The organism is Streptomyces sp. NPDC023481 (genome assembly GCF_055560195.1).
Window position 1 is genome coordinate 18,454 of sequence record NZ_JBVHJE010000007.1, and the last position, 24,271, is coordinate 42,724.

At 69.8% G+C, this 24,271-nt stretch carries 23 protein-coding genes; 11 read left to right on the top strand and 12 right to left on the bottom strand.

Features of this window, described 5'->3' with window-relative positions; genetic code table 11:
• Window positions 1-12 precede the first annotated feature (12 nt).
• The 3 genes from cydB to hisC all read right to left on the bottom strand — a co-directional run bounded on the left by cydB (window position 13) and on the right by hisC (window position 4,159).
• Complete coding sequence (gene cydB, locus ACZ3ZD_RS16035; protein ID WP_467397258.1) at window positions 13-1,032, bottom strand: cytochrome d ubiquinol oxidase subunit II; 1,020 nt, start codon at window positions 1,030-1,032, stop codon at window positions 13-15.
• A 15-nt stretch (window positions 1,033-1,047) separates the two neighbouring features.
• Window positions 1,048-2,556, bottom strand: a complete 1,509-nt coding sequence (locus ACZ3ZD_RS16040) for a cytochrome ubiquinol oxidase subunit I (protein ID WP_467397261.1) — start codon at window positions 2,554-2,556, stop codon at window positions 1,048-1,050.
• A 523-nt stretch (window positions 2,557-3,079) separates the two neighbouring features.
• Complete coding sequence (gene hisC, locus ACZ3ZD_RS16045; protein ID WP_467397262.1) at window positions 3,080-4,159, bottom strand: histidinol-phosphate transaminase; 1,080 nt, start codon at window positions 4,157-4,159, stop codon at window positions 3,080-3,082.
• Between the two features lie 451 nt (window positions 4,160-4,610).
• Here hisC and ACZ3ZD_RS16050 point away from each other — a divergent pair, with 451 nt between their 5' ends.
• From ACZ3ZD_RS16050 to ACZ3ZD_RS16060, 3 genes are all read left to right on the top strand, one after another.
• Window positions 4,611-5,723 (top strand): LacI family DNA-binding transcriptional regulator, encoded by a 1,113-nt coding sequence (locus tag ACZ3ZD_RS16050; RefSeq protein ID WP_467397264.1) that lies wholly within the window; start codon window positions 4,611-4,613, stop codon window positions 5,721-5,723.
• A 364-nt stretch (window positions 5,724-6,087) separates the two neighbouring features.
• Window positions 6,088-7,167 carry a metallophosphoesterase gene (locus tag ACZ3ZD_RS16055; RefSeq protein ID WP_467397267.1) on the top strand — a complete coding sequence of 360 codons (1,080 nt, stop codon included), beginning with the start codon at window positions 6,088-6,090 and terminating at the stop codon, window positions 7,165-7,167.
• Between the two features lie 182 nt (window positions 7,168-7,349).
• The gene (locus ACZ3ZD_RS16060) at window positions 7,350-8,210 is read left to right on the top strand and encodes a hypothetical protein (protein ID WP_467397269.1); all 861 of its coding nucleotides are present in this window, start codon (window positions 7,350-7,352) and stop codon (window positions 8,208-8,210) included.
• 30 nt (window positions 8,211-8,240) lie between these two features.
• On the opposite strand, the gene thiC is transcribed toward ACZ3ZD_RS16060, so the two are convergent.
• On the bottom strand, window positions 8,241-10,022 hold the full coding sequence (thiC, locus tag ACZ3ZD_RS16065) for a phosphomethylpyrimidine synthase ThiC (protein WP_467397272.1): 1,782 nt from the start codon (window positions 10,020-10,022) through the stop codon (window positions 8,241-8,243).
• Window positions 10,023-10,272: 250 nt separating this feature from the next.
• Between thiC and ACZ3ZD_RS16070 the strand changes: the two genes are divergently transcribed.
• Entirely contained in the window at window positions 10,273-11,730 is a 1,458-nt protein-coding gene (locus tag ACZ3ZD_RS16070) for a YibE/F family protein (RefSeq protein ID WP_467397853.1), read from the top strand.
• A gap of 133 nt (window positions 11,731-11,863) precedes the next feature.
• Here ACZ3ZD_RS16070 and ACZ3ZD_RS16075 read toward each other — a convergent pair whose 3' ends face one another.
• The 4 genes from ACZ3ZD_RS16075 to ACZ3ZD_RS16090 form a co-directional block, all read right to left on the bottom strand.
• Window positions 11,864-12,301, bottom strand: a complete 438-nt coding sequence (locus ACZ3ZD_RS16075; protein WP_467397274.1) for an SsgA family sporulation/cell division regulator — start codon at window positions 12,299-12,301, stop codon at window positions 11,864-11,866.
• Window positions 12,302-12,399: 98 nt separating this feature from the next.
• The gene (locus ACZ3ZD_RS16080; RefSeq protein WP_467397855.1) at window positions 12,400-13,191 is read right to left on the bottom strand and encodes an IclR family transcriptional regulator; all 792 of its coding nucleotides are present in this window, start codon (window positions 13,189-13,191) and stop codon (window positions 12,400-12,402) included.
• A 383-nt stretch (window positions 13,192-13,574) separates the two neighbouring features.
• Entirely contained in the window at window positions 13,575-13,787 is a 213-nt protein-coding gene (locus ACZ3ZD_RS16085) for a DUF5326 family protein (protein WP_467397277.1), read from the bottom strand.
• A gap of 132 nt (window positions 13,788-13,919) precedes the next feature.
• On the bottom strand, window positions 13,920-14,237 hold the full coding sequence (locus tag ACZ3ZD_RS16090) for a cupin domain-containing protein (RefSeq protein WP_467397280.1): 318 nt from the start codon (window positions 14,235-14,237) through the stop codon (window positions 13,920-13,922).
• A 59-nt stretch (window positions 14,238-14,296) separates the two neighbouring features.
• Here ACZ3ZD_RS16090 and ACZ3ZD_RS16095 point away from each other — a divergent pair, with 59 nt between their 5' ends.
• The 5 genes from ACZ3ZD_RS16095 to ACZ3ZD_RS16115 all read left to right on the top strand — a co-directional run bounded on the left by ACZ3ZD_RS16095 (window position 14,297) and on the right by ACZ3ZD_RS16115 (window position 17,924).
• Entirely contained in the window at window positions 14,297-14,674 is a 378-nt protein-coding gene (locus ACZ3ZD_RS16095) for a phage holin family protein (protein WP_467397282.1), read from the top strand.
• Window positions 14,675-14,681: 7 nt separating this feature from the next.
• Window positions 14,682-15,173, top strand: a complete 492-nt coding sequence (locus ACZ3ZD_RS16100; RefSeq protein WP_467397285.1) for a low molecular weight protein-tyrosine-phosphatase — start codon at window positions 14,682-14,684, stop codon at window positions 15,171-15,173.
• Entirely contained in the window at window positions 15,170-16,318 is a 1,149-nt protein-coding gene (locus ACZ3ZD_RS16105; RefSeq protein ID WP_467397287.1) for a cystathionine gamma-lyase, read from the top strand. Before ACZ3ZD_RS16100 ends, ACZ3ZD_RS16105 begins: the two co-directional genes overlap by 4 nt.
• 72 nt (window positions 16,319-16,390) lie before the next feature.
• Window positions 16,391-16,873, top strand: coding sequence for an NUDIX domain-containing protein (locus tag ACZ3ZD_RS16110; protein ID WP_467397290.1), 483 nt, complete (start codon window positions 16,391-16,393; stop codon window positions 16,871-16,873).
• Between the two features lie 184 nt (window positions 16,874-17,057).
• Entirely contained in the window at window positions 17,058-17,924 is an 867-nt protein-coding gene (locus ACZ3ZD_RS16115; protein ID WP_467397292.1) for a GNAT family N-acetyltransferase, read from the top strand.
• Between the two features lie 75 nt (window positions 17,925-17,999).
• On the opposite strand, the gene ACZ3ZD_RS16120 is transcribed toward ACZ3ZD_RS16115, so the two are convergent.
• Both ACZ3ZD_RS16120 and ACZ3ZD_RS16125 read right to left on the bottom strand, forming a co-directional pair.
• Entirely contained in the window at window positions 18,000-18,419 is a 420-nt protein-coding gene (locus ACZ3ZD_RS16120) for a GlcG/HbpS family heme-binding protein (RefSeq protein WP_467397295.1), read from the bottom strand.
• Window positions 18,420-18,517: 98 nt separating this feature from the next.
• Window positions 18,518-19,726 carry an MFS transporter gene (locus tag ACZ3ZD_RS16125; RefSeq protein WP_467397297.1) on the bottom strand — a complete coding sequence of 403 codons (1,209 nt, stop codon included), beginning with the start codon at window positions 19,724-19,726 and terminating at the stop codon, window positions 18,518-18,520.
• Window positions 19,727-19,870: 144 nt separating this feature from the next.
• Between ACZ3ZD_RS16125 and ACZ3ZD_RS16130 the strand changes: the two genes are divergently transcribed.
• Together ACZ3ZD_RS16130 and ACZ3ZD_RS16135 are read left to right on the top strand one after the other, a co-directional pair.
• A complete protein-coding gene (locus ACZ3ZD_RS16130; RefSeq protein ID WP_467397299.1) occupies window positions 19,871-20,329 on the top strand; it encodes a MarR family winged helix-turn-helix transcriptional regulator in 459 nt (152 codons plus the stop codon).
• 10 nt (window positions 20,330-20,339) lie between these two features.
• Window positions 20,340-20,792: a GNAT family N-acetyltransferase gene (locus ACZ3ZD_RS16135; RefSeq protein WP_467397302.1), complete on the top strand. Its 453-nt coding sequence runs from the start codon at window positions 20,340-20,342 to the stop codon at window positions 20,790-20,792.
• Between the two features lie 69 nt (window positions 20,793-20,861).
• On the opposite strand, the gene ACZ3ZD_RS16140 is transcribed toward ACZ3ZD_RS16135, so the two are convergent.
• Together ACZ3ZD_RS16140 and dnaB are read right to left on the bottom strand one after the other, a co-directional pair.
• A complete protein-coding gene (locus ACZ3ZD_RS16140; protein ID WP_467397304.1) occupies window positions 20,862-22,247 on the bottom strand; it encodes a serine hydrolase domain-containing protein in 1,386 nt (461 codons plus the stop codon).
• Between the two features lie 71 nt (window positions 22,248-22,318).
• Complete coding sequence (gene dnaB, locus ACZ3ZD_RS16145) at window positions 22,319-23,797, bottom strand: replicative DNA helicase (RefSeq protein WP_467397307.1); 1,479 nt, start codon at window positions 23,795-23,797, stop codon at window positions 22,319-22,321.
• Between the last annotated feature and the right edge of the window lie 474 nt (window positions 23,798-24,271).

Below are 24,271 nucleotides of genomic sequence, written 5' to 3' on the forward strand. Positions count from 1 at the left end.
CCCTCGGCGGACTCAGTGCGCGGTGCCGGCGGCAGCGTCGGCAGCGAGGTGCTGCGTGCCGATCCGCTTGCGGAACACCCAGTAGGTCCAGCCCTGGTAGAGCAGGACGACCGGTGTGGCGATCACCGCCAGCCACGTCATGATCTTCAGCGTGTACGGGCTCGACGAGGCGTTGGTGACCGTCAGGCTCCAGTCCCCGTTCAGCGTGGACGGCATGACGTTCGGGAAGAGCGACAGGAAGAGCATCGCCACGGCGGCCACGATGGTGACGCCGGACAGCGCGAACGCCCATCCCTCGCGCCCGAGCTGGTTGGCCACGAGGGCGGCCACCAGGGCGACGACGGTCACGACCAGGGCGATCAGGCTCGTGCCGTCACCGCGGTCGGCCTGCGTCCACAGCAGGAAGGCGAGCGCCGCGACGGCCGCGACCAGCCCGACCCACCGGGCCAGCATCCGCGCCCGTACCCGGATGTCCCCGACGGTCTTGAGCGCGGTGAACACCGCCCCGTGGAAGGTGAACAGCGTGAGCGTCACCAGACCGCCGAGCAGCGCGTAGGGGTTGAACAGGTCCCCGACGCCGCCGACGTACTCGAAGTGCCGGTCGATCTTCACACCCCGCACGATGTTCCCGAAGGCCACGCCCCACAGGAACGCCGGGAGCAGCGAGGTCCAGAAGATCGCCGTCTCCCAGTTGCGCTGCCAGGTCTCCTCCGGTCGCTTGGCCCGGTACTCGAAGGCGACCCCCCGGACGATCAGGCAGACCAGGATGACGAGGAACGGCAGGTAGAAGCCGGAGAAGAGGGTGGCGTACCACTCCGGGAACGCGGCGAAGGTCGCGCCGCCCGCGGTGAGCAGCCACACCTCGTTGCCGTCCCAGACCGGACCGATGGTGTTGATCAGCACCCGGCGTTCGGGGCGGTTCCGGGCCAGCAGCCTGGTGAGGATGCCGACTCCGAAGTCGAAGCCCTCCAGGAAGAAGTAGCCGGTCCACAGGACGGCGATCAGGACGAACCAGACGTCGTGAAGTTCCATGGCTGTTCCCTCGGCCTAGTACGAGAAGGCCATCGGCTTGTCGGCGTCACTGGTGTCGCCGCCGATCTTCGTGGGCGGGTTGAGGTCGGCCTCGGTCAGCTCGGGCGGGCCGGCCTTGACGTACTTCGCGAGCAGCTTGACCTCGACCACGGCGAGGACCGCGTACAGCGCCGTGAAGACGGTCATCGAGGTGATGATCTCGGCCTGGGAGACACCGGGGGAGACCGCGTCCCGGGTCCGCAGGACGCCGTAGACGACCCATGGCTGGCGGCCCATCTCGGTGAAGATCCAGCCCCAGGAGTTGGCGATCAGTGGGAAGGCCATGGTCCAGGTCGCGATCCGCCAGTACCAGGGGGTGAGCTTCGCGCCGAGCGCCTTGTTCCTGAACAGCACCAGGTGCGGTATCTCGTCGTCGCCGACCCGCAGGTGCTGCGCCAGCATGAACTTCTTCCGGGTCAGCCAGAGCCCGGCCAGCCCGATGGCGAACGAGGCCATGCCGAAGCCGATCATCCAGCGGAAGCCCCAGAAGGCGACCGGGATGTTGGGCCGGTAGTCACCGGGCCCGAACTTCTGCTGCTCGGCCTTGTTGACGTCGTTGATGCCGGGCACGTACGAGGTGAAGTCGTCGTTGGCGAGGAAGGACAGCAGGCCCGGTATCTCGATGGCCACGCTGTTGTGGCCCTTGTCCACATCGCCGTAGGCGAAGATCGAGAACGGCGCCGGCTTCTGGCCGTCCCACAGCGCTTCGGCGGCGGCCATCTTCATCGGCTGCTGCTTGAACATCACCTTGCCGAGGGTGTCGCCACTGACCGCGGTGAGCAGACCGGCGATGACCACGGTGACCAGGCCGAGCCGCAGCGAGGTCTTCATCTCGCGGATGTGCTTCTTGCGGGTCAGGTGGTAGGCGGAGATGCCCACCATGAAGGCGCCACCGGTCAGGAAGGCGGCGGAGAGGGTGTGGAAGGCCTGGCTCAGGGCGGTGTTCTGGGTCAGCACGGCCCAGAAGTCGGTCAGCTCGGCGCGCCCCTTCGCGTGGTTGATCCGGTAGCCGACCGGGTGCTGCATCCACGAGTTGGCGGCGAGGATGAAGTACGCCGACAGGATCGTGCCGATCGAGACCATCCAGATGCAGGCCAGGTGGATCCTCTTGGGTAGCTTGTCCCAGCCGAAGATCCACAGGCCGATGAAGGTGGACTCGAAGAAGAACGCGATCAGCGCCTCGAACGCGAGCGGGGCGCCGAAGATGTCACCGACGAAGCGCGAGTAGTCCGACCAGTTCATGCCGAACTGGAACTCCTGCACGATGCCGGTGACCACGCCCATCGCGATGTTGATCAGGAAGAGCTTGCCCCAGAACTTCGTCGCCCTGAGGTACTTCTCCTTCTCCGTGCGCACCCAGGCCGTCTGCAGCCCGGCCGTGAGGGCGGCCAGGGAGATCGTCAGCGGAACGAACAGGAAGTGGTAGACGGTGGTGATGCCGAACTGCCAGCGCGCCAGTGTCTCCGGCGCCAGAGCCAGGTCCACGTCGTCACTCTCCTTACTACGCCGTGGTACAGCGGCGATTTGCCCCTTTTGCTGCACACATACAGAGCAAACGGGACGCGCTTGTGAACGCGTTCACATTCACAAGCCATTATGACGCACTGATTTTCGGCCGTCGAAGGGGGGTCCCTCCTTCGCCTTCCCGTCAAGACCCGGGCGGTGAATTCAACATTTTGTTGTATGGCGTCCCGGTTCCACGTGAACCGGGACGCACGGACGGGGCCGCCGGCATCCCGCCGAGCGCGCGGGACGGCGACCCCGTCCGGATGGAGCCGATCGAGTCCGGCTGGAGCCGATCGAGGAGTGGAGTCCTGCCGGGCTAGGTCCTTTCTTTCGGATCAGGTCGGCCTGGGGCGGCGGTGCCTTTCGGCTGACCCGAGCGGGGTCTGGTGCGTGCAGCTGCAAGGCGGAGGAGGGAGTCGACGCGGAGCGTCGGCGACCGACGACAACGCCGCAGATGTGCGTGCCAGGCCCCGCGACGCCGGCAAGATCCGAAAGAGAGGGCCTAGATCTCCTTACGGAAGCCCTCGGCCACCTTCAGGAAGATGTCGTTCGCCTCGGCCTCGCCGACCGTGACCCGCACGCCCTCGCCCGGGAACGGCCGGATCACCACACCGTGCTCCTCACAGGCCTGCGCGAACGGGACCGTACGCTCCCCCAGCCGCAGCCACACGAAGTTGGCCTGCGTCTCCGGCACCGTCCAGCCCTGGGACCGCAGCCCGTCGACCACGCGCGTCCGCTCGCACACCAGCGAGCCGACCCGGCCCAGCAGCTCGTCCTCGGCCCGCAGCGAGGCGATCGCGGCGTCCTGCGCCAGCTGGCTCACCCCGAACGGCACCGCCGTCTTGCGCAGCGCCGCCGCCACCGGCTCATGGGCTATCGCGAAGCCGACGCGCAGCCCGGCCAGGCCGTACGCCTTGGAGAAGGTCCGCAGCACGCACACGTTGGGCCGCTGCCGGTACAGCTCGACCCCGTCGGGCACCTCGGGGTCGCGGATGAACTCCCGGTAGGCCTCGTCCAGCACCACCAGCACGTCAGCGGGCACCCGGTCGAGGAACCGCTCCAGCTCGGCCCGCCGCACCACCGTGCCGGTCGGGTTGTTGGGGTTGCAGACGAAGATCAGCCGCGTCCGGTCGGTGATCGCGTCCGCCATCGCGTCCAGGTCGTGCACATCACCGGGCGTCAGCGGCACCTGCACCGACCGGGCCCCGCTGACCTGCGTGATGATCGGGTACGCCTCGAACGACCGCCAGGCGTAGATCACCTCGTCGCCGGGGCCGCTGGTGGCCTGGATCAGCTGCTGGGCGACCCCCACCGAGCCGGTGCCGGTGGCCAGGTGGGTCAGCGGCACCCCGAAGCGGTCGGACAGTTCGTTCATCAGCCCGGTGCAGGCCATGTCCGGGTAGCGGTTGAAGTCGCAGGCCGCCGCGGTCACGCTCTCCAGCACGCCGGGCAGCGGCGGGTACGGGTTCTCGTTGGAGGACAGCTTGTAGGCGACCGGGCCGCCGGTCGCGGCCGGCTTGCCCGGCTTGTAGGTGGGGATCCCCTCCAGCTCGGCGCGCAGCTTGGGGCTCGTCTCGCTCACCGCAGTCCTCCTCGCGACCACCGGCGGCCTCGGCGCCACCGGCTTCCAATACTCCTCACCATAAGAGGATTCGGCCCCGCTGCGAACAGGTGACGGGACACCCGCGAGCGCGGGCACTCCCCGGGGCGCTGCGGGTCCCACGCCGCCCACCGGCATCAGGGGCATCGCCGTACGAAGGCGTACGTTTCGGGGGGCGCGCCGTACATATATCTATGCGCCGGTGGCTTGCGCCGTGGCGCGCGTCCCTCGTGAAGGTGAGTTGAGACCTCTTCGAGACATCGGGCACTTGGTAGGCCCATCCGCGTCGACAAGTAACGTCTTACTATTGGATCGCTCAACTGCCTTGTCTTCCAAGGCAATTGACCTCCATTGACCATGCAGAAACGTGCCTGTCAACGGGTGCATATGCGTCCGCACTACCCCACCCCATGAGCCCTACTATCGGCTCGCCATGACAGCAGCAGGGAAGCACCAGGTGAGCCGCGCGGAAACCTCACGTCGAGGCAGTCGGCCGGGCCGGGCGGGCATCAGAGACGTTGCCGCCGCCGCCGGGGTCTCCATCACAACCGTGTCCGACGCCCTCAACGGCAAGGGCCGGCTCCCGGATGCCACCCGGCGCCATGTCCGCGAGGTCGCCGACCGACTGGGGTACCGACCCTCGGCCGCCGCCCGCACCCTCCGTACCGGCAAGTCGGGCCTGATCGGCCTGACCGTGACGACGTACGGGGATGAACCTTTCACCTTCACGGAGTTCGCGTACTTCGCCGAGATGGCCCGGGCCGCCACCTCGGCCGCGCTCGCCCGCGGCTACGCCCTCGTCATCCTGCCCGCGACCTCCCGCCATGACGTCTGGTCCAACGTCGCCCTGGACGGCACGGTCGTCATCGACCCCTCCGACCAGGACCCGGTGGTCAGCGAGCTCGTCCGGCAGGGCCTGCCGGTCGTCTCCGACGGCCGCCCGGCCGGCTCCCTGCCCGTCACCGCCTGGGTCGACAACGACCACGAGGCAGCCGTCCTCGGCATCCTCGACCACCTCGCCGACGCCGGCGCCCGCCGCATCGGCCTGCTCACGGGCACCTCGACGGACACCTACACCCATCTGTCGACCACCGCCTACCTGCGCTGGTGCGAACGCGTCGGCCAGGACCCGGTCTACGAGTCCTACCCGGCGCACGACCCGTGCGCGGGCGCCGTCGCCGCCGACCGGCTGCTCGCCCGCCCCGACCGGCCCGACGCGGTCTACGGCCTGTTCGATCCCAACGGCACCGACCTGCTCGCCGCCGCCCGCCGCTACGGCCTCCGCGTCCCCGACGACCTGCTGCTGGTCTGCTGCAGCGAGTCCACGGTGTACGCCAGCACCGAGCCGCCCATCAGCACGCTCTCCCTGAAGCCGCGCCGCATCGGCACCGCCGTCGTCCAGCTGCTCATCGACGCCATCGAAGGCGTCGAGTCCGACCACACGGTCGAGCAGGTGATACCGACCGAACTCATCGTGCGCACCTCCTCCCAGCGGCGGCCTCCACGCACGACGGTCAGTCCGCCCCGGACGCCGGACAACACCTAGGCCCTCTCCCCTCGTTCGGATCCTGACGGCGTCGCGGGCCCCAGAGCGGCCTGCCGCACCGGCCGGCTCGGGGCGCGGCCGGTGCGGCAGGGACCGATCGGTGCGGTGGGAGGGCGTACCGGTCGGTCGCAGGGCCGATCGGGCCGGAGACCGGGCGGTCGACGTCCCGATCGGCCGACAGCCCGTCGAACATCTGCCCAAACGGGGCGAAAGCCGCGGCGTACCGGAGTGTTGTTCCGATTCACCACCCCTGGGTCATCACACGGCGCGACGCGCGTTCCTATGATGGGCCCACGACACCGCGGACCGCTGCGACCAGGCAGTCCGAAGCGGTGCAGATGCGGCGCGATGGTGGAGGGGTCTGATGACTCAGGGGGCCGGTCAGGGACCCGAGACGGAGCGGACGGCGACGCTGCGCGACTTCCGGGTACCCGCGTACGTCCATGAGACCGCTCCGTACGTCCACAGCGTCCACCCCGGTGACGTCGTCCCGCCGGCCGACGAGGCGTACCCCGAGGGGTACACGCCCACCCAGCGCGACCTGCCCGTCATCAACCGCGGCGACACCGTCCAGGTCCCCGTCGAGCCCGCCCCCGCCGCGCCGGCGCCGCAGCCCGCGCCCGGCCCCGGGCCGCTCTACGTCGTCGGTGACGTCCACGGCTACCTGGGCGAACTGGTGGCCGCCCTGCAGGAGCAGGGGCTGATCGACGCCTCGGGCCAGTGGTGCGCCGGCACCACCCGGCTGTGGTTCCTCGGCGACTTCACCGACCGCGGCCCCGACGGCATCGGCGTCATCGACCTGGTCATGCGGCTGTCCGCCGAGGCCGCGGCGGCGGGCGGCTACTGCAAGGCCCTGATGGGCAACCACGAGCTGCTGCTGCTCGGCGCCAAACGGTTCGGCGACACCCCCGTCAACTCCGGCGCGGGCACCGCCACCTTCCAGGCGGCCTGGCTGCTCAACGGCGGCCAGAAGACCGACATGGACCGCCTCCAGGACCACCACCTGCAGTGGATGTCCCGCCTCGACGCCGTCGAGGAGGTTGACGGCTATCTGCTGCTGCACTCCGACACCACCGCCTACCTCGACTACGGCGACTCCATCGAGGCGGTCAACGACACCGTCCGCGAGACGCTCACCCGCAACGACGCCGACGAGGTCTGGGACCTGTTCCGCAAGTTCACCAAGCGCTTCTCCTTCCGCGACGAGGGCGGCGCCGACGCCGTGCGCTCCCTCCTCGATACGTACGGCGGCACCCGGGTCGTTCACGGGCACAGCCCCATTCCCTACCTCCTCGGCGAGGTCGGCTCCGAGGACGGCGAGGAGAACGCCGGCCCGGTCGTCGAGGGACCGCACATCTACGCCGACGGGCTGGCCATCGCCATGGACGGCGGGGTGACCATGGCCGGAAAGCTGCTGGTCCAGCAACTGCCCCTGGACACCTGAGGGGTTGCCGGGCAGGCGGCCCCCCGGCCGAGTCCGCGCAGGCAGGAACGCAATTTCCGGCAATCCACTGTCGACACGCGCCGTCACGGCTCTACCATCGGATTATCCGTAGCAGGCTCCCCTCCGTTTCTGCCCGACGGCTCGCCGGCGTGCGAGCCCCAAGCCCTACGGAGCACCGGGGGATGCACATGAACAGCGTTCCGCAGCACCTGCAGAGCGAGGACCGCCAGGAATTCGAGCGGCTCCTCGATGAGGCGCTGCGCTCCGCACCGCACCGACCGGAACTGGCCGCCGTCGGCCGGCGCCTCAACGTCGAACAACTGCGCACCATGGCACTCAGCGCCTCCGCCCTGATCACGGCAGCCGCGGCGGCCGAGTACCAGCACTACGTCGAACTCCGCGACGAACTGCGCCACCCGGTGCTGTCCGCCGCGCCCACCGCCGACAACTCGGAGACCGCGCACCCTGGTTCGGACACGGGCCTCGCCACCGCTCTCGGCGAAACCGCCGAGGGCACCGGAGCGGGCGCCATCGCGGTCATCGCCGTCCTGGCTCCCGTCCTCTCCGGAACCGCCGCGGTGGTCTTCCTCCTCGTCGGCTACATCCTGAAGGTGCTGGACCCCGGGCACGCCCTCGCCCGGACCCTGCTCACCACCGGTTGGGTGTTCGGCGCCATCACCGCGGCGGCGATCCTCGTCGCCGCCGTCGGCCTGCTGTTCACCGCCCTGCGCAACAGCTCCCCGGCGGACGACCAGGCCCGGGACGCGGCCCACGAGGAGCTGGCCCGGGCCCGGGAGGCCTGGCGGGACGCCCTGCTGGAGCGGGGCATCCTGCCCTTCCTCAAGGAGGCGCTCGCCGAACCCGGCACGCCCGCCGTACGCCACCCGGACCCGCCCGCACCGACCGGCCGCATGCCCCGCCTGGGCTACGACCGGCCCGGCTTCAGCAGCCCCGACGACGGCACCGACTCCGGCCGCCCCAGCTTCACCAGCCCCGACTACTCGAGCCCGGACTTCGGCGGCCCCGAGCACCAGCCCGAGTGACCCGGTTCGGCACCGTCGCCGCAGCGGTGCTCAGTCCGCGATCGGCAGGTACACCCGGTTCCCCGCCTCGGCGAACTCCTTCGACTTCTGGGCCATCCCCTCCTCGATCTCGGCCCGACTGCCCCCGTGCTCACGCCGGATGTCCTGCGAGATCTTCATGCTGCAGAACTTCGGGCCGCACATGGAGCAGAAGTGGGCCGTCTTGGCGGGCTCGGCGGGCAGGGTCTCGTCGTGGAACTCCCGTGCCGTGTCCGGGTCCAGGGCGAGGTTGAACTGGTCCTCCCACCGGAACTCGAAGCGGGCGTCTGACAGCGCGTCGTCCCACTCCTGGGCGCCCGGGTGCCCCTTGGCCAGGTCGGCCGCGTGTGCCGCGATCTTGTAGGTGATGACCCCGGTCTTGACATCGTCCCGGTTGGGCAGGCCCAGGTGCTCCTTGGGCGTGACGTAGCAGAGCATCGCCGTGCCCCACCAGGCGATCATCGCGGCACCGATGCCGGAGGTGATGTGGTCGTATGCCGGCGCGACGTCCGTGGTCAGCGGGCCGAGCGTATAGAACGGAGCTTCATCACAGATCTCCTGCTGAAGGTCGATGTTCTCCTTGATCTTGTGCATCGGGACGTGTCCCGGGCCCTCGATCATCGTCTGTACATGGAAACGCTTGGCGATCCGGTTGAGTTCCCCGAGCGTGCGCAACTCCGCGAACTGCGCCTCGTCGTTGGCGTCCGCGATCGACCCGGGCCGCAGGCCGTCGCCCAGCGAGTACGTGACGTCGTAGGCGGCGAGGATCTCGCACAGCTCCTCGAAGTTCTCGTAGAGGAACGATTCCTTGTGGTGCGCCAGGCACCACGCGGCCATGATCGAGCCGCCGCGCGAGACGATGCCGGTCTTGCGGTTGGCGGTGAGCGGGACGTACGCCAGCCGGACGCCCGCGTGGACGGTCATGTAGTCCACGCCCTGTTCGGCCTGCTCGATGACCGTGTCCTTGTAAATCTCCCAGGTCAGCTCCTCGGCCTTGCCGTCGACCTTCTCCAGGGCCTGGTAGAGCGGCACCGTGCCGATGGGGACGGGGGAGTTGCGCAGCACCCACTCGCGGGTGGTGTGGATGTTGCGGCCGGTGGACAGGTCCATGACCGTGTCGGCGCCCCAGCGGGTCGCCCAGGTCATCTTCTCGACCTCCTCCTCGATGGAGGAGGTCACCGCGGAGTTGCCGATGTTGGCGTTCACCTTCACCAGGAACCGCTTGCCGATGATCATCGGCTCGATCTCCGGGTGGTTGACGTTGGCCGGCAGCACGGCCCGGCCCGCCGCGATCTCCTCGCGGACCACTTCGGGCGCAACGTTCTCCCGGATGGCCACGTACTCCATCTCGGGCGTGATCTCGCCCCGGCGCGCATACGCGAGCTGCGTCACTGCCTGGCCGTCCCGGCCCCGGCGCGGCTGCCGCGGGCGTCCCGGGAAGACCGCGTCCAGGTTGCGCAGCCCGCCGCGCGGCGCGGTGTGCTTGATGCCGTCGTCCTCGGGACGGACCGGACGGCCCGCGTACTCCTCGGTGTCGCCGCGGGCGATGATCCAGTTCTCCCGCAGCGGCGGCAGGCCCCGGCGGACGTCTGTGGCGACGAGCGGATCGGTATACGGGCCCGACGTGTCGTACAGCGTGACCGACTGCCCGTTGGTGAGGTGCACCTGACGGATCGGCACGCGCAGGTCGGGGCGCGAACCCTCGACGTACGCCTTGTGCCAGCCGATGGACTTCCCGGCCTCCTGCTTCTCGTCCTGGATGGAGACAGGCGTGCGTGCGTCCTTGTTGGTCATCAGACCTACTCCCTACGCCGGCATTACCCGGTAACAGGTTCGGCGGTCGACGCAGCGGTGTCCGTCTGCCGACGCTTCCTGTGGAACATCGGTTGTTCCACGTGAAACATCGCGTGTACGGAGGTCAGCGCCCTCTCAGCCCGGTGCTCCGAGCTCCCGCGTGTGCAAAGGTGCCTCCACGCTAGCGCCATGTGTGGCGCGGTGAACAGTGGGCCCCCATCGTTCTTGCGATGATCGGGCGGTGACCAGGATGGAGCAGTACCCCTACCAGCCGCCCGAGCCGCCCCACCGGGCCGGCCCGGACCAGGGCGTCGCATCCGGCCACGAGGCCCACGAGGGCAACCGCCATGCCGCTGCGCGCCACGGTCGTCCGAACGGCGGCGGTCACCCAGGCGGCCACGCTCACGGGCACGGCCACAGTCACGGCCACGGGCCCGCCGCCCCCGTGTCCAAGCACCTGCGCAAGGTCATCGCGGCGATCCTGGTCCCCTTCACCGCGGCGGTCCTGGTCGGTCTCGTGGTGCTCTGGCCCGGTGCGGCACCGTCCCACAAACGCACGGGGGTCGGCTTCGACCGGCAGACCCAGCAGGCCACGGTCACCCGGGTCGTCGAGGTCAGCTGCACGTCGGTGAACGCCTCCGGTGGTGCCCCGACCGGCGACACGGCCACCGCCGGGGGCACGTCGGCGCGCCAACAGGCCGCCGGCACCTGCAAGAAGGCGACCGTCCGCGTCGACACCGGCAAGGACAAGGGCCGTACGTTCACCGAGATCGTGCAGCCCGACCAGACACGGCAGCTGCACCAAGACGAGAAGGTCGTGGTCGCCTACGAGCCCTCGGCCCCCAGGGAGCTGCAGTACTCGGTGACCGATGCGGACCGCAAGTTCCCCATGGCGCTGCTCGCGGGCATCTTCGCGGTGGCCGTCGTCGTGGTGGGCCGGATGCGCGGTGTCATGGCGCTGGTCGCCCTGGTCGTGAGCTTCCTGGTGCTGACGCTGTTCATCCTGCCGGCGATCCTGGAGGGGGCGAATCCGCTGGTGGTGGCCGTGGTGGGGGCCAGCGCCATCATGCTGATCGCCCTGTACATGTGCCACGGTCTGTCGGCGCGTACGTCGGTGGCGGTGCTCGGCACGCTGGTCTCGCTCTCGCTGATCGGCGTGCTCGGCCTGCTCTTCATCGGCTGGGCGGCGCTGACCGGCAACACGGACGACAGCACCGGCCTGATCCACGGCCTGTATCCGTCGATCGACATGAGCGGTCTGCTGCTCGCCGGGGTCATCATCGGTTCGCTCGGCGTCCTGGACGACGTGACGGTGACCCAGACCTCGGCCGTATGGGAACTGCACGAGGCCAACCCGTCGATGGGCCGGCGTGCCCTGTACCGGGCGGGCATCCGGATCGGCCGCGACCACATCGCCTCCGTGGTCAACACCCTCGTCCTCGCCTACGCCGGTGCCGCCCTGCCGTTGCTGCTGCTGTTCTCGATCGCGCAGTCCAGCGTCGGGACCGTGGCCAACAGCGAGCTGGTGGCCGAGGAGATCGTGCGCACGCTGGTGGGGTCGATCGGTCTGGTCGCCTCGGTGCCGGTGACCACCGCGCTGGCCGCCCTCGTCGTGTCAGCCGACCGGCCAGGCCCGCCTGCTGCGGCTCCCGCCGGGGCGCAGCCCGCGCCGGCCCGGATCGGCCGGGGCCGACGCCGGAAGCACTGAGCACCCACGGTGCGGGACCGGTACGTACAGCAGTGGGGGGCGCCTGAGGTGCCGGGGGCGAGCCCGCTGCAGAAGCGTTTTTGCACGCTTCCGTGCGGCACGGCGAAGCGCCCACCGCCCTCGCCGTAGCGCTTCAGCCGGCGCTCTGCTCCTCGGCCAGGATGCGGTCCAGAGCCTCGTCGAGATGCGCGTCGAAGTCGGCCAGCGCACCCTCCTGACCAAGCGGGACGAGCTTGTCCGTGCGGTCGAGGAAGGCCACCAGCGGGGGTGCCGACGAGCGGAACAGGGCCTGGTCGCCGCCGACCTGAAGCCGGATCAGCACCTCGCCCAGCACCTCGGTATCGGTGGGAGCGATGTGCACGTCCCCCTCCCCGCACGGACGGCCGACCCCGTCGATCAGCAACTCCCGCCCGAACGCCCAGGTCACCGGGGCGTCACCGGGCAGATGAAAGGTGAGCCGCACGGCGTAGGGATCGCAGGTCTCGTAGCACAACTCCACTGGGATGCGGAAGGAGAGCTCCTCCGACACGAGAAAGCTCATCATGACTTCTGCCTGTACGGACTCGCGCATCGCCTACCCCGTCATATGACATCGACTGGCCGGGATCGATCCTCTGGCCATGGTCAAATCTTGCTGAACGTACACGAGAGATCACAAGGAGTGAGTTTTCAGATACTGATAGAGAGGGTGAGCGCTCCCAAGTGCCGCCCGATCTCCGTCTGGAGGCGGTGGGCCGCGGGCAGCAGCCGGTCGGCCTGGTGGGCGGGGAGCGAGATGGCCATGGTGGCCGCGGTGGCTCCGACCGTGATCGGCACCGCCGCGCAGACCGTCCCGACCGCGTACTCCTGACGCTCGATCACCGGTTCCATACGGCGCGTCCGGGCCAGTCGCCGTAGCAACGCGTCGTTGTCCCGCACGGTGTACGGCGTGACGGGCTGCACGGGATACCGGGTGAGATGGTCGCGCCGTGCGTCCTCGTCCAACTGGGAGAGCAGGCACTGGCCGATGGCGTGGGCGTGGCCGGTCTCGCGGAAGTCCGCCCACTCCTCGACCGCGGGCGCCTGGCGGGAGGCGGAGACGCACACGACCTCGATCTCGCCGTCCCGGTACATCGCGAAGTACATCGGGGCACCGATGGAATCGCGCCAGTGCGCGAGCGTGTCCGCCACCGTGCTGCGACGTTTCTGCCGCGCTCCGCTGCGGCCCAGCCGCTCCGCCGCGTCACCGAGGAAGAACAGCCCCTTCTCTCTGCGCAGGTAGCCCTCGTGCACCAGGGTGCGCAGGAGGTGGTAGGTCGTGGGCAGCGCCAGCCCGGTCTCGCGAGCGAGCTGTTTGGCGGGGGCGCCGTACGTGTGGGCGGCGACGCTCTCCAGCAGACGCATGGCGCGCTGGACGGATCCGATGAGTGTGGCGGGGGGTGCGTCGGTCGCCGGGGGAGCCGGCCGGGCAGTGCAGGACAGTGGGCCGGGGCGGTCCGCGGACGGTGGTCCGGGGCGGTCCGCGGGCTGCGGGGCGCCGTCGGAGACGTCCGCCGCGTGGGGCTGACCGGGGACGGCCACGGGGACCGGCCGCGGGAGGGGGGAAGCGCAGGAGCGCGGTGGGGCGGGGGGTGCGTGGGGTTCTGCCGGTGCGGTGTCAACCGTGGCCAAGGGTCACTCCCGAAGCGCGAGGGGGCAGCCCGTGCGGACAAGCACGGAGGGGGTCTGCGCCACCCACGGGGTGTGACCCCGTGGGGAGTTCCGGACTTTAACCGTCTGCCACCGCACGCAGACGGCTCCCGGCGAAACTTCCCTCCCCCGAGGGAACCGGTACTCCCGTCACGGGTGACCGGCTCCCGGGCACGTCACCAGTCGCTGCGGGACGCGGAGTTCGCCATGAACCTGCGCACGATGTAGATCAGTCCGCCGACCAGCGCGACGAAGACCAGCGCCTTGAACAGCAGGCCGATCAGGAATCCGACCACGCTCGCAATCAGGCCGCCGAACACGACCAGGGCGATGACCGGCACCGCGACCCATTTCACCCACCACGGCATGCCCGCGAAGATCTCTCGCATCGCCCTCGTCCTTTGCGTCTCGATCGTGTCGATGTACCGCATTCGATGTTAGGGCCGTGGAGAGCCCTCGCGGAGGTCTCACATCCCTTGCCGTCCCCTGACCTGTCCCCTAGGGAACCCTGAGTCGGGGCCTCACGCCTCGGGCGGAGAGAACACCACGAGCACCCTGAGGTCCTCGCTGATGTGGTGGAACTTGTGCGGGACTCCGGCGGGCACGTACACGACGCTGCCCCGCCCCACCTCGGTCGTCTCCAGGCCGACCGTGATCGAGGCCCGGCCACTGGCGACGAAGTACACCTCGTCCTGGCCGTGCGGCTTCTGCGGGTCGTGATCGCCCGCGTTCAGCGCGTACAGCCCCACCGACATGTTCCGCTCGCGCAGGAACTGCAGATAGGCCCCCTCGTTGGCGATGCGTTCCGCTTCCAGTTCGTCCAGCCGAAATGCCTTCATCGACGCTGCCGCCCTCGCCTCGCTGCTCACTGGTGTTCCGGTCTGCCACGATCAGACACATGAAGAATTTCCTAGTCAAGACGATCGCCAACGCGGGCGCCCTGGCGGTCGCGGTCTGGCTGCTCGACAAGATCACCCTGACCGGTGACAACACCGCCAAGAAGGCCGGCACGCTGATCGTCGTCGCGTTGATCTTCGGCTTGGTGAACTGGCTGGTCAAGCCGATCGTGAAGGTACTCACCTTCCCGTTGTTCCTCTTGACGCTCGGTCTGATCACCCTCGTCGTGAACGCGCTGATGCTGCTGCTGACCTCCTGGGTGTGCGGCAGGCTCCACCTCAGTTTCCATGTGGAGGGATTCTGGACGGCCGTCCTCGGTGGTCTGATCGTCTCCGTCGTCTCCTGGGCGCTGCACATCGTTCTGCCCGACGAGGACTGACCACACCATGACCTACCGCGTCTGCTTCGTGTGCACCGGCAACATCTGCCGCTCCCCGATGGCCGAGTCCGTCTTCCGCGCGCGCGTGGCGGAGGCCGGGCTGGCGGACCGGGTGGCGGCCGACAGCGCCGGCACCGGCGGCTGGCACGAGGGCGAGCCGGCCGACCCACGCACCGTCTCGGTCCTGGAGGAGCACGGCTACGACAGTGAGCACACGGCCCGCCGGTTCCTGCCGTCGTGGTTCGGCCGCCTCGACCTCGTGATCGCTCTCGACACCGGCCACCTCGGAGCGCTGCGCCGCCTGGCGCCCACCGAGGAGGACGTGCGCAAGATCCGGCTGCTCCGCTCCTTCGACCCCGCCGCCGGTGACGATCTCGACGTACCGGACCCGTACTACGGGGGCCGGGACGGCTTCGAGGAGGTCCTTGAGATGGTGGAGGCGGCGAGCACCGGTCTGCTCGCCACCGTACGGGAAGAACTGGGAGGACGGGCCGCATGAGCGACGCCACGAAGGACGAGGGCCGCACCGGCGACGGCACGCGCGCGGTGCGGGCGGGGCTGCCCGAGCCGGTCAAGCACGAACCGACCCTGCCCGGACCGGTCTTCGCGGCCCACTTCCACCTGCCCGGCGAGGTGACGGGCCCCTACTCCTACGGCCGTGACGACAACCCGACCTGGACCCTGCTGGAGCGGGCCGTCAGCGAGCTGGAGGCACCCGGGCGGGACGACGCCGAGACGCTGGTGTTCGCCTCCGGCATGGCGGCGATCTCCGCCGTGCTGTTCTCGCAGCTGCGTGCCGGGGACGCGGTCGTGCTGCCGTCCGACGGCTACCAGGTGCTGCCGCTGGTCGGCGCCCAGCTGGAGGCGTACGGCATCGAGGTGCGCACCGCGCCGACCGGCGGTGACGCCCAGCTGGAGGTGCTCGACGGGGCGCGGCTGCTGTGGATCGAGACTCCGTCGAACCCGGGGCTCGATGTGTGCGACATCCGGCGGCTGGCGGATGCGGCCCACGCGCGGGGCGCTCTGGTGGCCGTCGACAACACCCTCGCCACCCCGCTCGGCCAGCGTCCGCTGGAGCTGGGCGCCGACTTCTCCGTGGCCAGTGGCACCAAGCAGCTCACCGGCCACGGCGATGTCCTGCTGGGCTACGTCAGCGGCCGCGACGCGGAGGCGATGACCGCCGTGCGCCGCTGGCGTAAGATCGTCGGCGCGATCGCCGGGCCCATGGAGGCCTGGCTCGCGCACCGGTCCATCGCCACGCTCCAGTTGCGCGTCGACCGGCAGAACGCCACCGCGCTCGCGGTCGCGCAGGCGCTGCGGCAGCGTCCCGAGGTCTCCGGCCTGCGCTACCCGGGCCTGCCCGACGACCCCTCGCACAAGATCGCCTCGCAGCAGATGCGTCGCTTCGGTTGCGTCGTCTCCTTCACCCTGCCTACGCGCGAGCGAGCCGAGCGTTTCCTCTCGGCCCTGCACCTGGTGGAGGACGCCACGAGTTTCGGCGGTGTACGGTCCACCGCCGAGCGCCGCCGCCGCTGGGGCGGGGACGCCGTGCCGGACGGTTTCATCCGTATGTCCGTCGGCGCGGAGGACCCCGAGGACCTGGTGGCCGACGTCCTGCGTGCCCTGGACGAATCCGCCGGGTAAGCACGGTGCACGCGCCGCGTGTCGTGCGTGGTGCGAGGTTTCACGTGGAACCAGCCGGGCCACATTTCTCCCATGACCGTCCGACCCGTGGTCAAGCGCACCGCCCGTGCTGTCCTCCTGGACGGTGACGACCTGATCCTGATCAAGCGCACCAAGCCGGGTGTCGATCCTTACTGGGTCACCCCCGGTGGCGGAGTCGAACCCGAGGACTCCACCGTCGTGGACGCCCTGCACCGGGAGGTGCACGAGGAACTAGGCGCCAAGATCACCGATGTGGTGCCGTGCTTCGTGGACACGGTGGAGCACATCGGTGAGGACGGCGGCGCGACCGGGGTGAAGGTGCAGCACTTCTTCGTCTGCCGGCTGGAGTCCATGGACCCGTCCCTGCGCCACGGGCCCGAAGTGGACGAGCCGGCCGGCGAGTACGAGATCGTCCGCATTCCGTTCACCCGGGTCGGCATCGCCTCCGTCCACCTCGTCCCGCTGTCCCTGCGCCACTACCTCGACGGGAACATCGAGGGAGTGCGCGCCATGCACGCTCCCGACCTCGGCTAGGTCCTTTCCTGCGACGTCGGCAAGATCCGAAAGGGAGGGTCCACTCGCGCGGCTGCCGGTGTTTCACGTGAAACACCAACGGATGACCGGGGGCTGTCCGGCTGCCCACGAGATGGCCAAAAGCACGTGCGTCCGTGCCGAAACGGGTGGACGGCGGGGGTGCCGGTCGGACAGCCTGACCTGCGTGCCAACTCCTTCCCTCGCCGCCCTGCCCATCCGCCGCCTGACCCTTCGCGATCTCACCGCGTGCGCCGACCTGTCCGAAGACCGGGGGTGGCCACGCGAGGAACACAAGTGGGGCCTGCTCCTCTCGGCCGGGAAGGGCTTGGGCATCGACGACCCCGAGGGCGGTCTCGTCGCCGCGTGCGTGATCACGGAGTACGGCGCGTGGCAGCGGCCGGATCTCGGCGCCATCGGCATGGTCCTGGTGGCCGGACGTCACGCCCGCCGAGGCGTCGGACGACGGCTGATGCGGCACGTCCTGTCGGCCATGGGGACCACACCGCTGACCCTGCACGCGACACCGTACGGACGGCCGCTCTACGAGGAGCTGGGCTTCAAGGTGACGGGCCGGGCCGAGATGCTGAGGGGCCGCTTCGCCCCCGGCGGGCCGGAATCCTCCGTCGTCACGCGGGCCGCCACCGCGGAGGACCTGCCCGCGATCCTGTGCCTCGACGAGGAGGTGTTCGGCAGCGACCGTACGCACCTCATCACCCGGCTGCCCGCCTTCGCCGATCAGCTGCGGGTGGCCGAGGAGGGCGGCCGGCTCATCGGTTACACGGCCGCGTGGCCCAACATGGACACCCATGTCGTCGGCCCGCTGATCGCCCGGGACACGGAGACCGCCAAGGCGCTCATCGCCTCGCTGGCGGCCCACACGGAGCGGCCCCTGCGCACCGACATCGACGTGCGCCATGAAGAGCTGCTCGCCTGGGCGAAGGAGCGGGGGCTCGCCTCCGTCGCCTTCAACTCGGTGATGACGTACGGCATCACGGACCTGCCGGGTGACTGGACCCGGCGGTTCGCACCGCTCACGGTCGCCGCGGGCTGAGCCCCTCCTACGACACACGTCCGGCCCCGCCGCTCGAAGCGACGGGGCCGGCGTCATGGAGGTCCGGGCTGTGGCTCAGGCGAGCGCCTGCACGGCCGCGGTGGCGAAGCCATGGTCCTGCTCCGGCGTACCGCCACCGACACCGATCGCACCGATCAGCCGTCCGTCGCGGTGGACCGGGACACCGCCCGCGATGAACAGCAGGGGCCGGTCCAGGGCCGTGGGCAGCGTGTGGAAGAGGCCGCCGGGCTGGACGGCGTCGACGAGGCCGGCGGTGGGGGTGTTCAGCTGGAGGGCCGTGTAGGCCTTGCGGGTACTGGTCTCGCCGGAGATCAGCACGGCCCGGTCGTCCCGGCGGAAGGCGAGCAGGTGGCCGCCCGCGTCCAGGACGGTGATGCTGACGGTGGCCCCGGCGTCCTCGGCCGCCCGGCGGGCCGTGGCGACGAGCAGCTCGGCGTCCTCGGTGGTGAGCGGGGTGACGGCGGTGGTGCTCATGGAGCTGTCTCCTTCGATGGTGCTGTGGTGGGTGCTTCTCCGTACCGGGAGGGCCCGGGCAACGGACGTCTGTGCGGGGAGGGTGCCGGGGCGTCGGCTCAGTGGTGGACGGGCGTCCGCTGTCCCGCCGGAGTCCCGGAGGCGGCCACGGTGCGGTGTGCGGGGTCGCGGCGCTCCAGGGCGGCGGACAGGAAGGCGAGGACCAGGGCGGCGGCGGCGAGGGCGGCGCCGACCCAGTTGGGGGACGTGTAGCCGAAGCCGGCCGCGATCACGATGCCGCCGAGCCAGGCGGACAGGGCGTTGCCCAGGTTGAAGGCGCCGATGTTCACGGCCGAGGCGAGCGTCGGGGCGCCGTGCGCCTGGTCCAGGACGCGCTTCTGCAGCGGCGGCACGGTGGCGAAGCCCAGGGCGCCGATCAGGGCGATGGTCACCGCGGCGGCGATCTTGTTGTGGGCGGTGAACGTGAAGAGGGCCAGGACGACGGCCAGGGCACCCAGGGACACGTACAGCATCGGCATCAGGGCGCGGTCGGCGAACCTGCCGCCGACGAGGTTGCCGCCGACCATGCCGAGGCCGAACAGGACGAGCAGCCAGGTGACCGAGCCGTCGGCGAACCCGGCGATGTGGGTCATCATCGGCGCGATGTAGGTGATGGCCGCGAAGACACCGCCGAAGCCGAGGACGGTCATCGCCATGGCGAGCAGGACCTGGGTGTTCTTGAAGGCGGCCAGCTCGTGTCGCAGGTGTACTCCCTCCGGTCGCGGCAGCTCGGGCACGAGCTTGGCGATGCCGGCGAGACCGACGACGCCGAGGGCGGCGACGATGCCGAAGGTGACACGCCAGCCGGCGCTCTGTCCGACGAACGTGCCCAGCGGGACGCCGACGACATTGGCGACGGTCAGGCCGGTGAACATCATGGCGATGGCGCCGGCCTTCTTCTCGGGCGCGACCAGTTCGGCCGCGACGACGGAGCCGATGCCGAAGAAGGCACCGTGGGCGAGCGAGGCGATCACTCGTCCGATCAGCATGATCGAGAAGGCCGGGGCCACGGCGGAGACCAGGTTTCCGACGATGAACAGGCCCATCAGCAGCATCAGCATCCGCTTGCGCGGGACCCTGGTGCCGAGCACGGTCATCAGCGGGGCGCCGATGACCACACCGAGCGCATAGCCGGTGACGAGCAGGCCCGCCGTGGGGATGGAGACCCCGAAGTCGCCCGCGACCTCAGGCAGCAAGCCCATGATCACGAACTCGGTCGTTCCGATTCCGAAGGCCCCGATCGCGAGGGCCAGAAGCGCGAGAGGCATAGGGGGTACACCTTTCCCGGACGATTGCACGAGCGCTTTGTGTTCGTTCACAATAATTGCAGACGCTGACTAAATGCAAGCGCAGGCTATTGCGGTGGTGCTCTATCCTGGGTGTGCAGCCGCTCGGGACGAAGGAGGACCCCCATGACAGCGACGGACCCCGCGCTCACCGCCCTCGCCCAGGGTTGGTGCGCCCTTTCTGCGCTGCACGGAAGGATCGAGTCGCACATCGAGCGCGCACTGCAGGCCCGACACGAGCTGAGCGTGCGCGAGTACTCGCTGCTGGACGTGCTCAGCAGGCAGCACGACGGTGAGGGCGGGCATCTGCAGATGAAGCAGGTCGCCGACGCGGTCGTGCTCAGCCAGAGCGCCACCACCCGCCTGGTGACCCGACTGGAGGACCGCGGCCTGCTGGAGCGCTACCTGTGCCCCACCGACCGGCGCGGCATCTACACCAACGTCACCCCGGCGGGCCTGCGGCTGCTGGAGGAGGCGCGGCCCACCAACGACGCCGCGCTGCGCGAGGCCCTGGACGCCGCCGCCAAGCACCCCGAGCTGGCGCCGCTGGTCCGAGCGGTGGAGTCGCTGAACGTGCCCGCGTAGGGTGCGGTGCATGGACGATCTTGAGATACGGCCCGTGACCGCCGAGGACCTGCAGGCGATTGTCGCCATGCTCGCCGACGATCCGCTCGGTGCCCGGCGCGAGTCACCCGACGATCTGACGCCCTACGAGGCGGCCTTCGAGCGCCTCGCCGCCGATCCGAACCAGCATGTCGTCGTCGCCGTGCGCGCAGGCCGCGTGATCGGCACCCTCCAGCTCACGATCATCCCCGGGCTCTCGCACCGGGGAGCCACCCGCGCGCTCATCGAGGCCGTGCGCATCCACGCCGACGAGCGCGGCAGCGGGCTGGGCAGCCGGCTGATCGAGTGGGCGATCGACACCGCCCGCGCGCTCGACTGCCGCATGGTGCAGCTGACGTCCGACAAGTCGCGCACCGACGCCCACCGCTTCTACCAGCGGCTGGGCTTCACCGCCTCCCACGAGGGCTTCAAGCTGGCGCTCTGACCGCGCACCGAACCGCCGTGAGCGGCAGGGGTGGGTTTCACGTGAAACACACCCCTGCGCAGCCACGGCCTAGCCGATGCCCCGCCATCCCTCCGGGTCCACGCCGCCGGGGACCGGGACCTCGGGGTCGTACGGCTGCCGGGTGAACACGAACGAGCCGAGATCCAGGTGGCTCACGGATCCGTCCGGGCGCCGTACGGGCCGCAGCAGCTCACCGGCGTAGTAGCCCTCCAGGCCCGTCCAGGTGCCGTCGCCGTTCGCCCGGAGGCGGGCGCTACGGCCGCCGCCGGCCAGCGGTGCCAGGGAGAGAAGGCCATCGGCGGTCGCGCGCAGGCCGAAGGCGTACGTACCCCAGTACCACTGCCCCACCAGCTCCAGCACCGACGGATCGACCTCGCGCAGCGGCCGCCAGGGCTCCGGGATGCGTGGCTCCGCCTCCGCGACGATCCGGACGAGATCGGCTCCCACGGCACCCAGCAGCGGTCCGCTGGTGCAGTTGGCGAGCACCACCGCGGCCACGTCGTCCTCCACGCTGATGCTCAGGTTCGCCAGGAAGCCGGGCAGGGAACCGGAATGCCCGACGAGCAGCCGGCCGTCCCGGCGCTGGATCTGCAGGCCCAGGCCGTAGGTGACCCCGTCCAGCACGTCCGCGGCTTCGGCCGGTGCCCCCGGGGTGCGCATCTCCCGTACCGACTCGGCACTCAACACCCGCTCGTCCCCTCGGGCCAGGAACGCGGCGAACCGCGCGAGGTCCCCGGTGGTCGACCAGAGCTGGCCGGCCGGCGCCATCCGGCCCAGGTCCTCCAGCGGCTCGGGCAGCATCGCGTCGGCCCACGGGTGAACGGCCCAGCCGCCCGCGTGCGGAAAGACCGGCTCCACGCCGGTGCGGTGCAGCCCGAGCGGCTCCAGGATCTCGTGGCGCAGCACCTCCTCCCAGGGAGCGCCGCGTACCGCTTCCACCAGGGCGCCGAGCACGGTGTAGCCCGGGTTGGAGTAGTGGTGTCGCCGGCCGACGGGATGCAGCAGGGGCTGCTTCCCCAGCACATCGCTCAGCTCGGGCCGCAGCGACCCGGGGGTCCGTTCCCACCAGGGCGCGGGCGACTCGGCGGCCAACCCCGCGGTGTGGGCGAGGAGTTGCGCGATCGTCGCCTCCCCCACCCCGGTGCCCGGCAGATGCTTCTCCAGTGCGTCGCCGAGGTCGAGCACGCCCTCGTCCCGCAGCCGCAGCACCAGGACGGCGGTGAAGGTCTTGGTGATGGACCCGATCCGGTACTGCACCGTCTCGTCCGGGCTCTCCCCGTCCACCGAGGTCCGTGCCCCGTGCCACACGGTCTGCCCGTCCCGTACGACGGCGGCCACCAGTGACGGAGCCCGTCCCTTGGCCTGCGCGACGGCGATCCGGTGCAGCAGGGCGCGGCGAGTACCGGGCAGCAGGGTTTCCTGAGTTGTCGTCATGGGCCCAGTCCACCCGGTACGGAGACGGGCGTCGAATCCATTTGCCGGGCACCTCGGGGGCGCCCGGCGGATCAGGTCTGGGCCATGTCCACGAAACGGGAGTAGTGGCCCTGGAAGGCGACGGTGATGGTGGCCGTCGGGCCGTTTCGGTGCTTGGCGACGATCAGATCGGCCTCTCCCGCGCGCGGAGACTCCTTCTCGTAGGCGTCCTCGCGGTGCAGCAGGATGACCATGTCGGCGTCCTGCTCGATGGAGCCGGACTCACGCAGGTCGGAGACCATCGGCTTCTTGTCGGTGCGCTGCTCGGGACCACGGTTGAGCTGGGAGAGCGCGATGACCGGGATCTCAAGCTCCTTCGCGAGCAGCTTGAGGTTACGGGACATGTCCGAGACCTCCTGCTGACGGCTCTCGGCGCGCTTGGAACCACCGTTCTGCATCAGCTGGAGGTAGTCGATGACGACCAGCTTCAGGTCGTTGCGCTGCTTGAGGCGCCGGCACTTGGCGCGGATCTCCATCATCGACAGGTTCGGTGAGTCGTCGATGTAGAGCGGCGCCGCCGACACGTCCGGCATCCGGCGGGCGAGCCGCGTCCAGTCCTCGTCCGTCATCGTGCCGGACCGCATGTGGTGCAGGGCGACCCGGGCCTCGGCGGACAGCAGACGCATCGCGATCTCGTTGCGGCCCATTTCGAGCGAGAAGATGACGCTCGGCAGGTTGTGCTTGATGGAGGCGGCCCGGGCGAAGTCCAGGGCGAGGGTCGACTTACCCATGGCGGGACGGGCCGCGATGACGATCATCTGACCCGGGTGGAGGCCGTTCGTCAGCGAGTCGAAGTCGGTGAACCCGGTGGGCACGCCGGTCATCTCGCCGCTGCGGGAGCCGATCGCCTCGATCTCGTCGAGAGCGCCCTCCATGATGTCGCCGAGGGGGAGGTAGTCCTCGCTGGTGCGCTGCTCGGTGACGGCGTAGATCTCGGCCTGGGCGCGGTTGACGATCTCGTCCACGTCTCCGTCGGCCGCGTATCCCATCTGGGTGATGCGGGTGCCGGCTTCGACCAGGCGGCGCAGTACGGCCCGCTCGTGGACGATCTCCGCGTAGTACTCGGCGTTGGCCGCCGTCGGCACGGTCTGGACGAGGCTGTGCAGATACGCCGCCCCTCCGACCTTGTTGATCTCGCCGCGCTTGGTGAGTTCGGCGGCGATGGTGATCGGGTCGGCCGGCTCGCCCTTGGCGTAGACGTCCAGGATGGCCGTGTAGATCGTCTCGTGCGCGGGCTTGTAGAAGTCGTGGCCCTTGAGGATCTCGACGACGTCGGCGATGGCGTCCTTGGACAGCAGCATGCCGCCCAGGACCGACTGCTCGGCGTCCAGGTCCTGCGGCGGGACCCGCTCGAAGGACGACCCTCCGCCGCCCCAGGCCCCGTTGTCCCGGCCCCGGTCGTGCTGCTCGTCACGACCCCGGCCGCCGTCACCGCGCCGACGGGAGGCCGGCAGACGATCACTGGGCCCGCTGTCGGCCCACGGATCGTCCAAGGGCTCGGAAATGCTCACCGAGCCACCTCCTCCCGTCCGCACGGCGGACCTCGCCGTGTCCTCTTTTGTACGGCACGACACTGACAACTGAGAGGCCCAACTCCGGTTCTGGCGCGTCGGATTTGTGACGATTCCCCGACCGGGAACAGCACGCTTGCCGAGCCGGAGGGAGGAGCGGGCGCCGGACAACCGTAGGCCCGTCGGCACCGTCAGCCAATCTGGTTATCCACAGGCCATGTGGACGACGGCCCCGATGCTGTGGAGAACTCGGCGAAACCTGTGCACGACCCGGTGGAAAGCCCTGTGAACAAGCCCTCGATCTCCCCATCAACAAGCCGCTGACCTGCACCTTCACGATCCACCGGCTGTGCAGAGAAAAAACTTCCCCAGTCGGGCCAAGATCGCCTCGAACGGCACCCGAAAGGACACGCCTCCGACCGAGAAGTAAGGAGCACAAGTCAGTTGCATCTCTTACCTGTGGACGATTACATT

Bases quoted from the DNA above. Each gene is read 5' to 3' on its own strand.
- cydB (WP_467397258.1), bottom strand. From the start codon at position 1,032: ATGGAACTTCACGACGTCTGGTTCGTCCTGATCGCCGTCCTGTGGACC.
- ACZ3ZD_RS16050 (WP_467397264.1), top strand. From the start codon at position 4,611: ATGACAGCAGCAGGGAAGCACCAGGTGAGCCGCGCGGAAACCTCACGT.
- ACZ3ZD_RS16055 (WP_467397267.1), top strand. From the start codon at position 6,088: ATGACTCAGGGGGCCGGTCAGGGACCCGAGACGGAGCGGACGGCGACG.
- ACZ3ZD_RS16060 (WP_467397269.1), top strand. From the start codon at position 7,350: ATGCACATGAACAGCGTTCCGCAGCACCTGCAGAGCGAGGACCGCCAG.
- thiC (WP_467397272.1), bottom strand. From the start codon at position 10,022: ATGACCAACAAGGACGCACGCACGCCTGTCTCCATCCAGGACGAGAAG.
- ACZ3ZD_RS16070 (WP_467397853.1), top strand. From the start codon at position 10,273: ATGGAGCAGTACCCCTACCAGCCGCCCGAGCCGCCCCACCGGGCCGGC.
- ACZ3ZD_RS16075 (WP_467397274.1), bottom strand. From the start codon at position 12,301: ATGCGCGAGTCCGTACAGGCAGAAGTCATGATGAGCTTTCTCGTGTCG.
- ACZ3ZD_RS16085 (WP_467397277.1), bottom strand. From the start codon at position 13,787: ATGCGAGAGATCTTCGCGGGCATGCCGTGGTGGGTGAAATGGGTCGCG.
- ACZ3ZD_RS16090 (WP_467397280.1), bottom strand. From the start codon at position 14,237: ATGAAGGCATTTCGGCTGGACGAACTGGAAGCGGAACGCATCGCCAAC.
- ACZ3ZD_RS16095 (WP_467397282.1), top strand. From the start codon at position 14,297: ATGAAGAATTTCCTAGTCAAGACGATCGCCAACGCGGGCGCCCTGGCG.
- ACZ3ZD_RS16100 (WP_467397285.1), top strand. From the start codon at position 14,682: ATGACCTACCGCGTCTGCTTCGTGTGCACCGGCAACATCTGCCGCTCC.
- ACZ3ZD_RS16105 (WP_467397287.1), top strand. From the start codon at position 15,170: ATGAGCGACGCCACGAAGGACGAGGGCCGCACCGGCGACGGCACGCGC.
- ACZ3ZD_RS16110 (WP_467397290.1), top strand. From the start codon at position 16,391: ATGACCGTCCGACCCGTGGTCAAGCGCACCGCCCGTGCTGTCCTCCTG.
- ACZ3ZD_RS16120 (WP_467397295.1), bottom strand. From the start codon at position 18,419: ATGAGCACCACCGCCGTCACCCCGCTCACCACCGAGGACGCCGAGCTG.
- ACZ3ZD_RS16125 (WP_467397297.1), bottom strand. From the start codon at position 19,726: ATGCCTCTCGCGCTTCTGGCCCTCGCGATCGGGGCCTTCGGAATCGGA.
- ACZ3ZD_RS16130 (WP_467397299.1), top strand. From the start codon at position 19,871: ATGACAGCGACGGACCCCGCGCTCACCGCCCTCGCCCAGGGTTGGTGC.
- ACZ3ZD_RS16135 (WP_467397302.1), top strand. From the start codon at position 20,340: ATGGACGATCTTGAGATACGGCCCGTGACCGCCGAGGACCTGCAGGCG.
- ACZ3ZD_RS16140 (WP_467397304.1), bottom strand. From the start codon at position 22,247: ATGACGACAACTCAGGAAACCCTGCTGCCCGGTACTCGCCGCGCCCTG.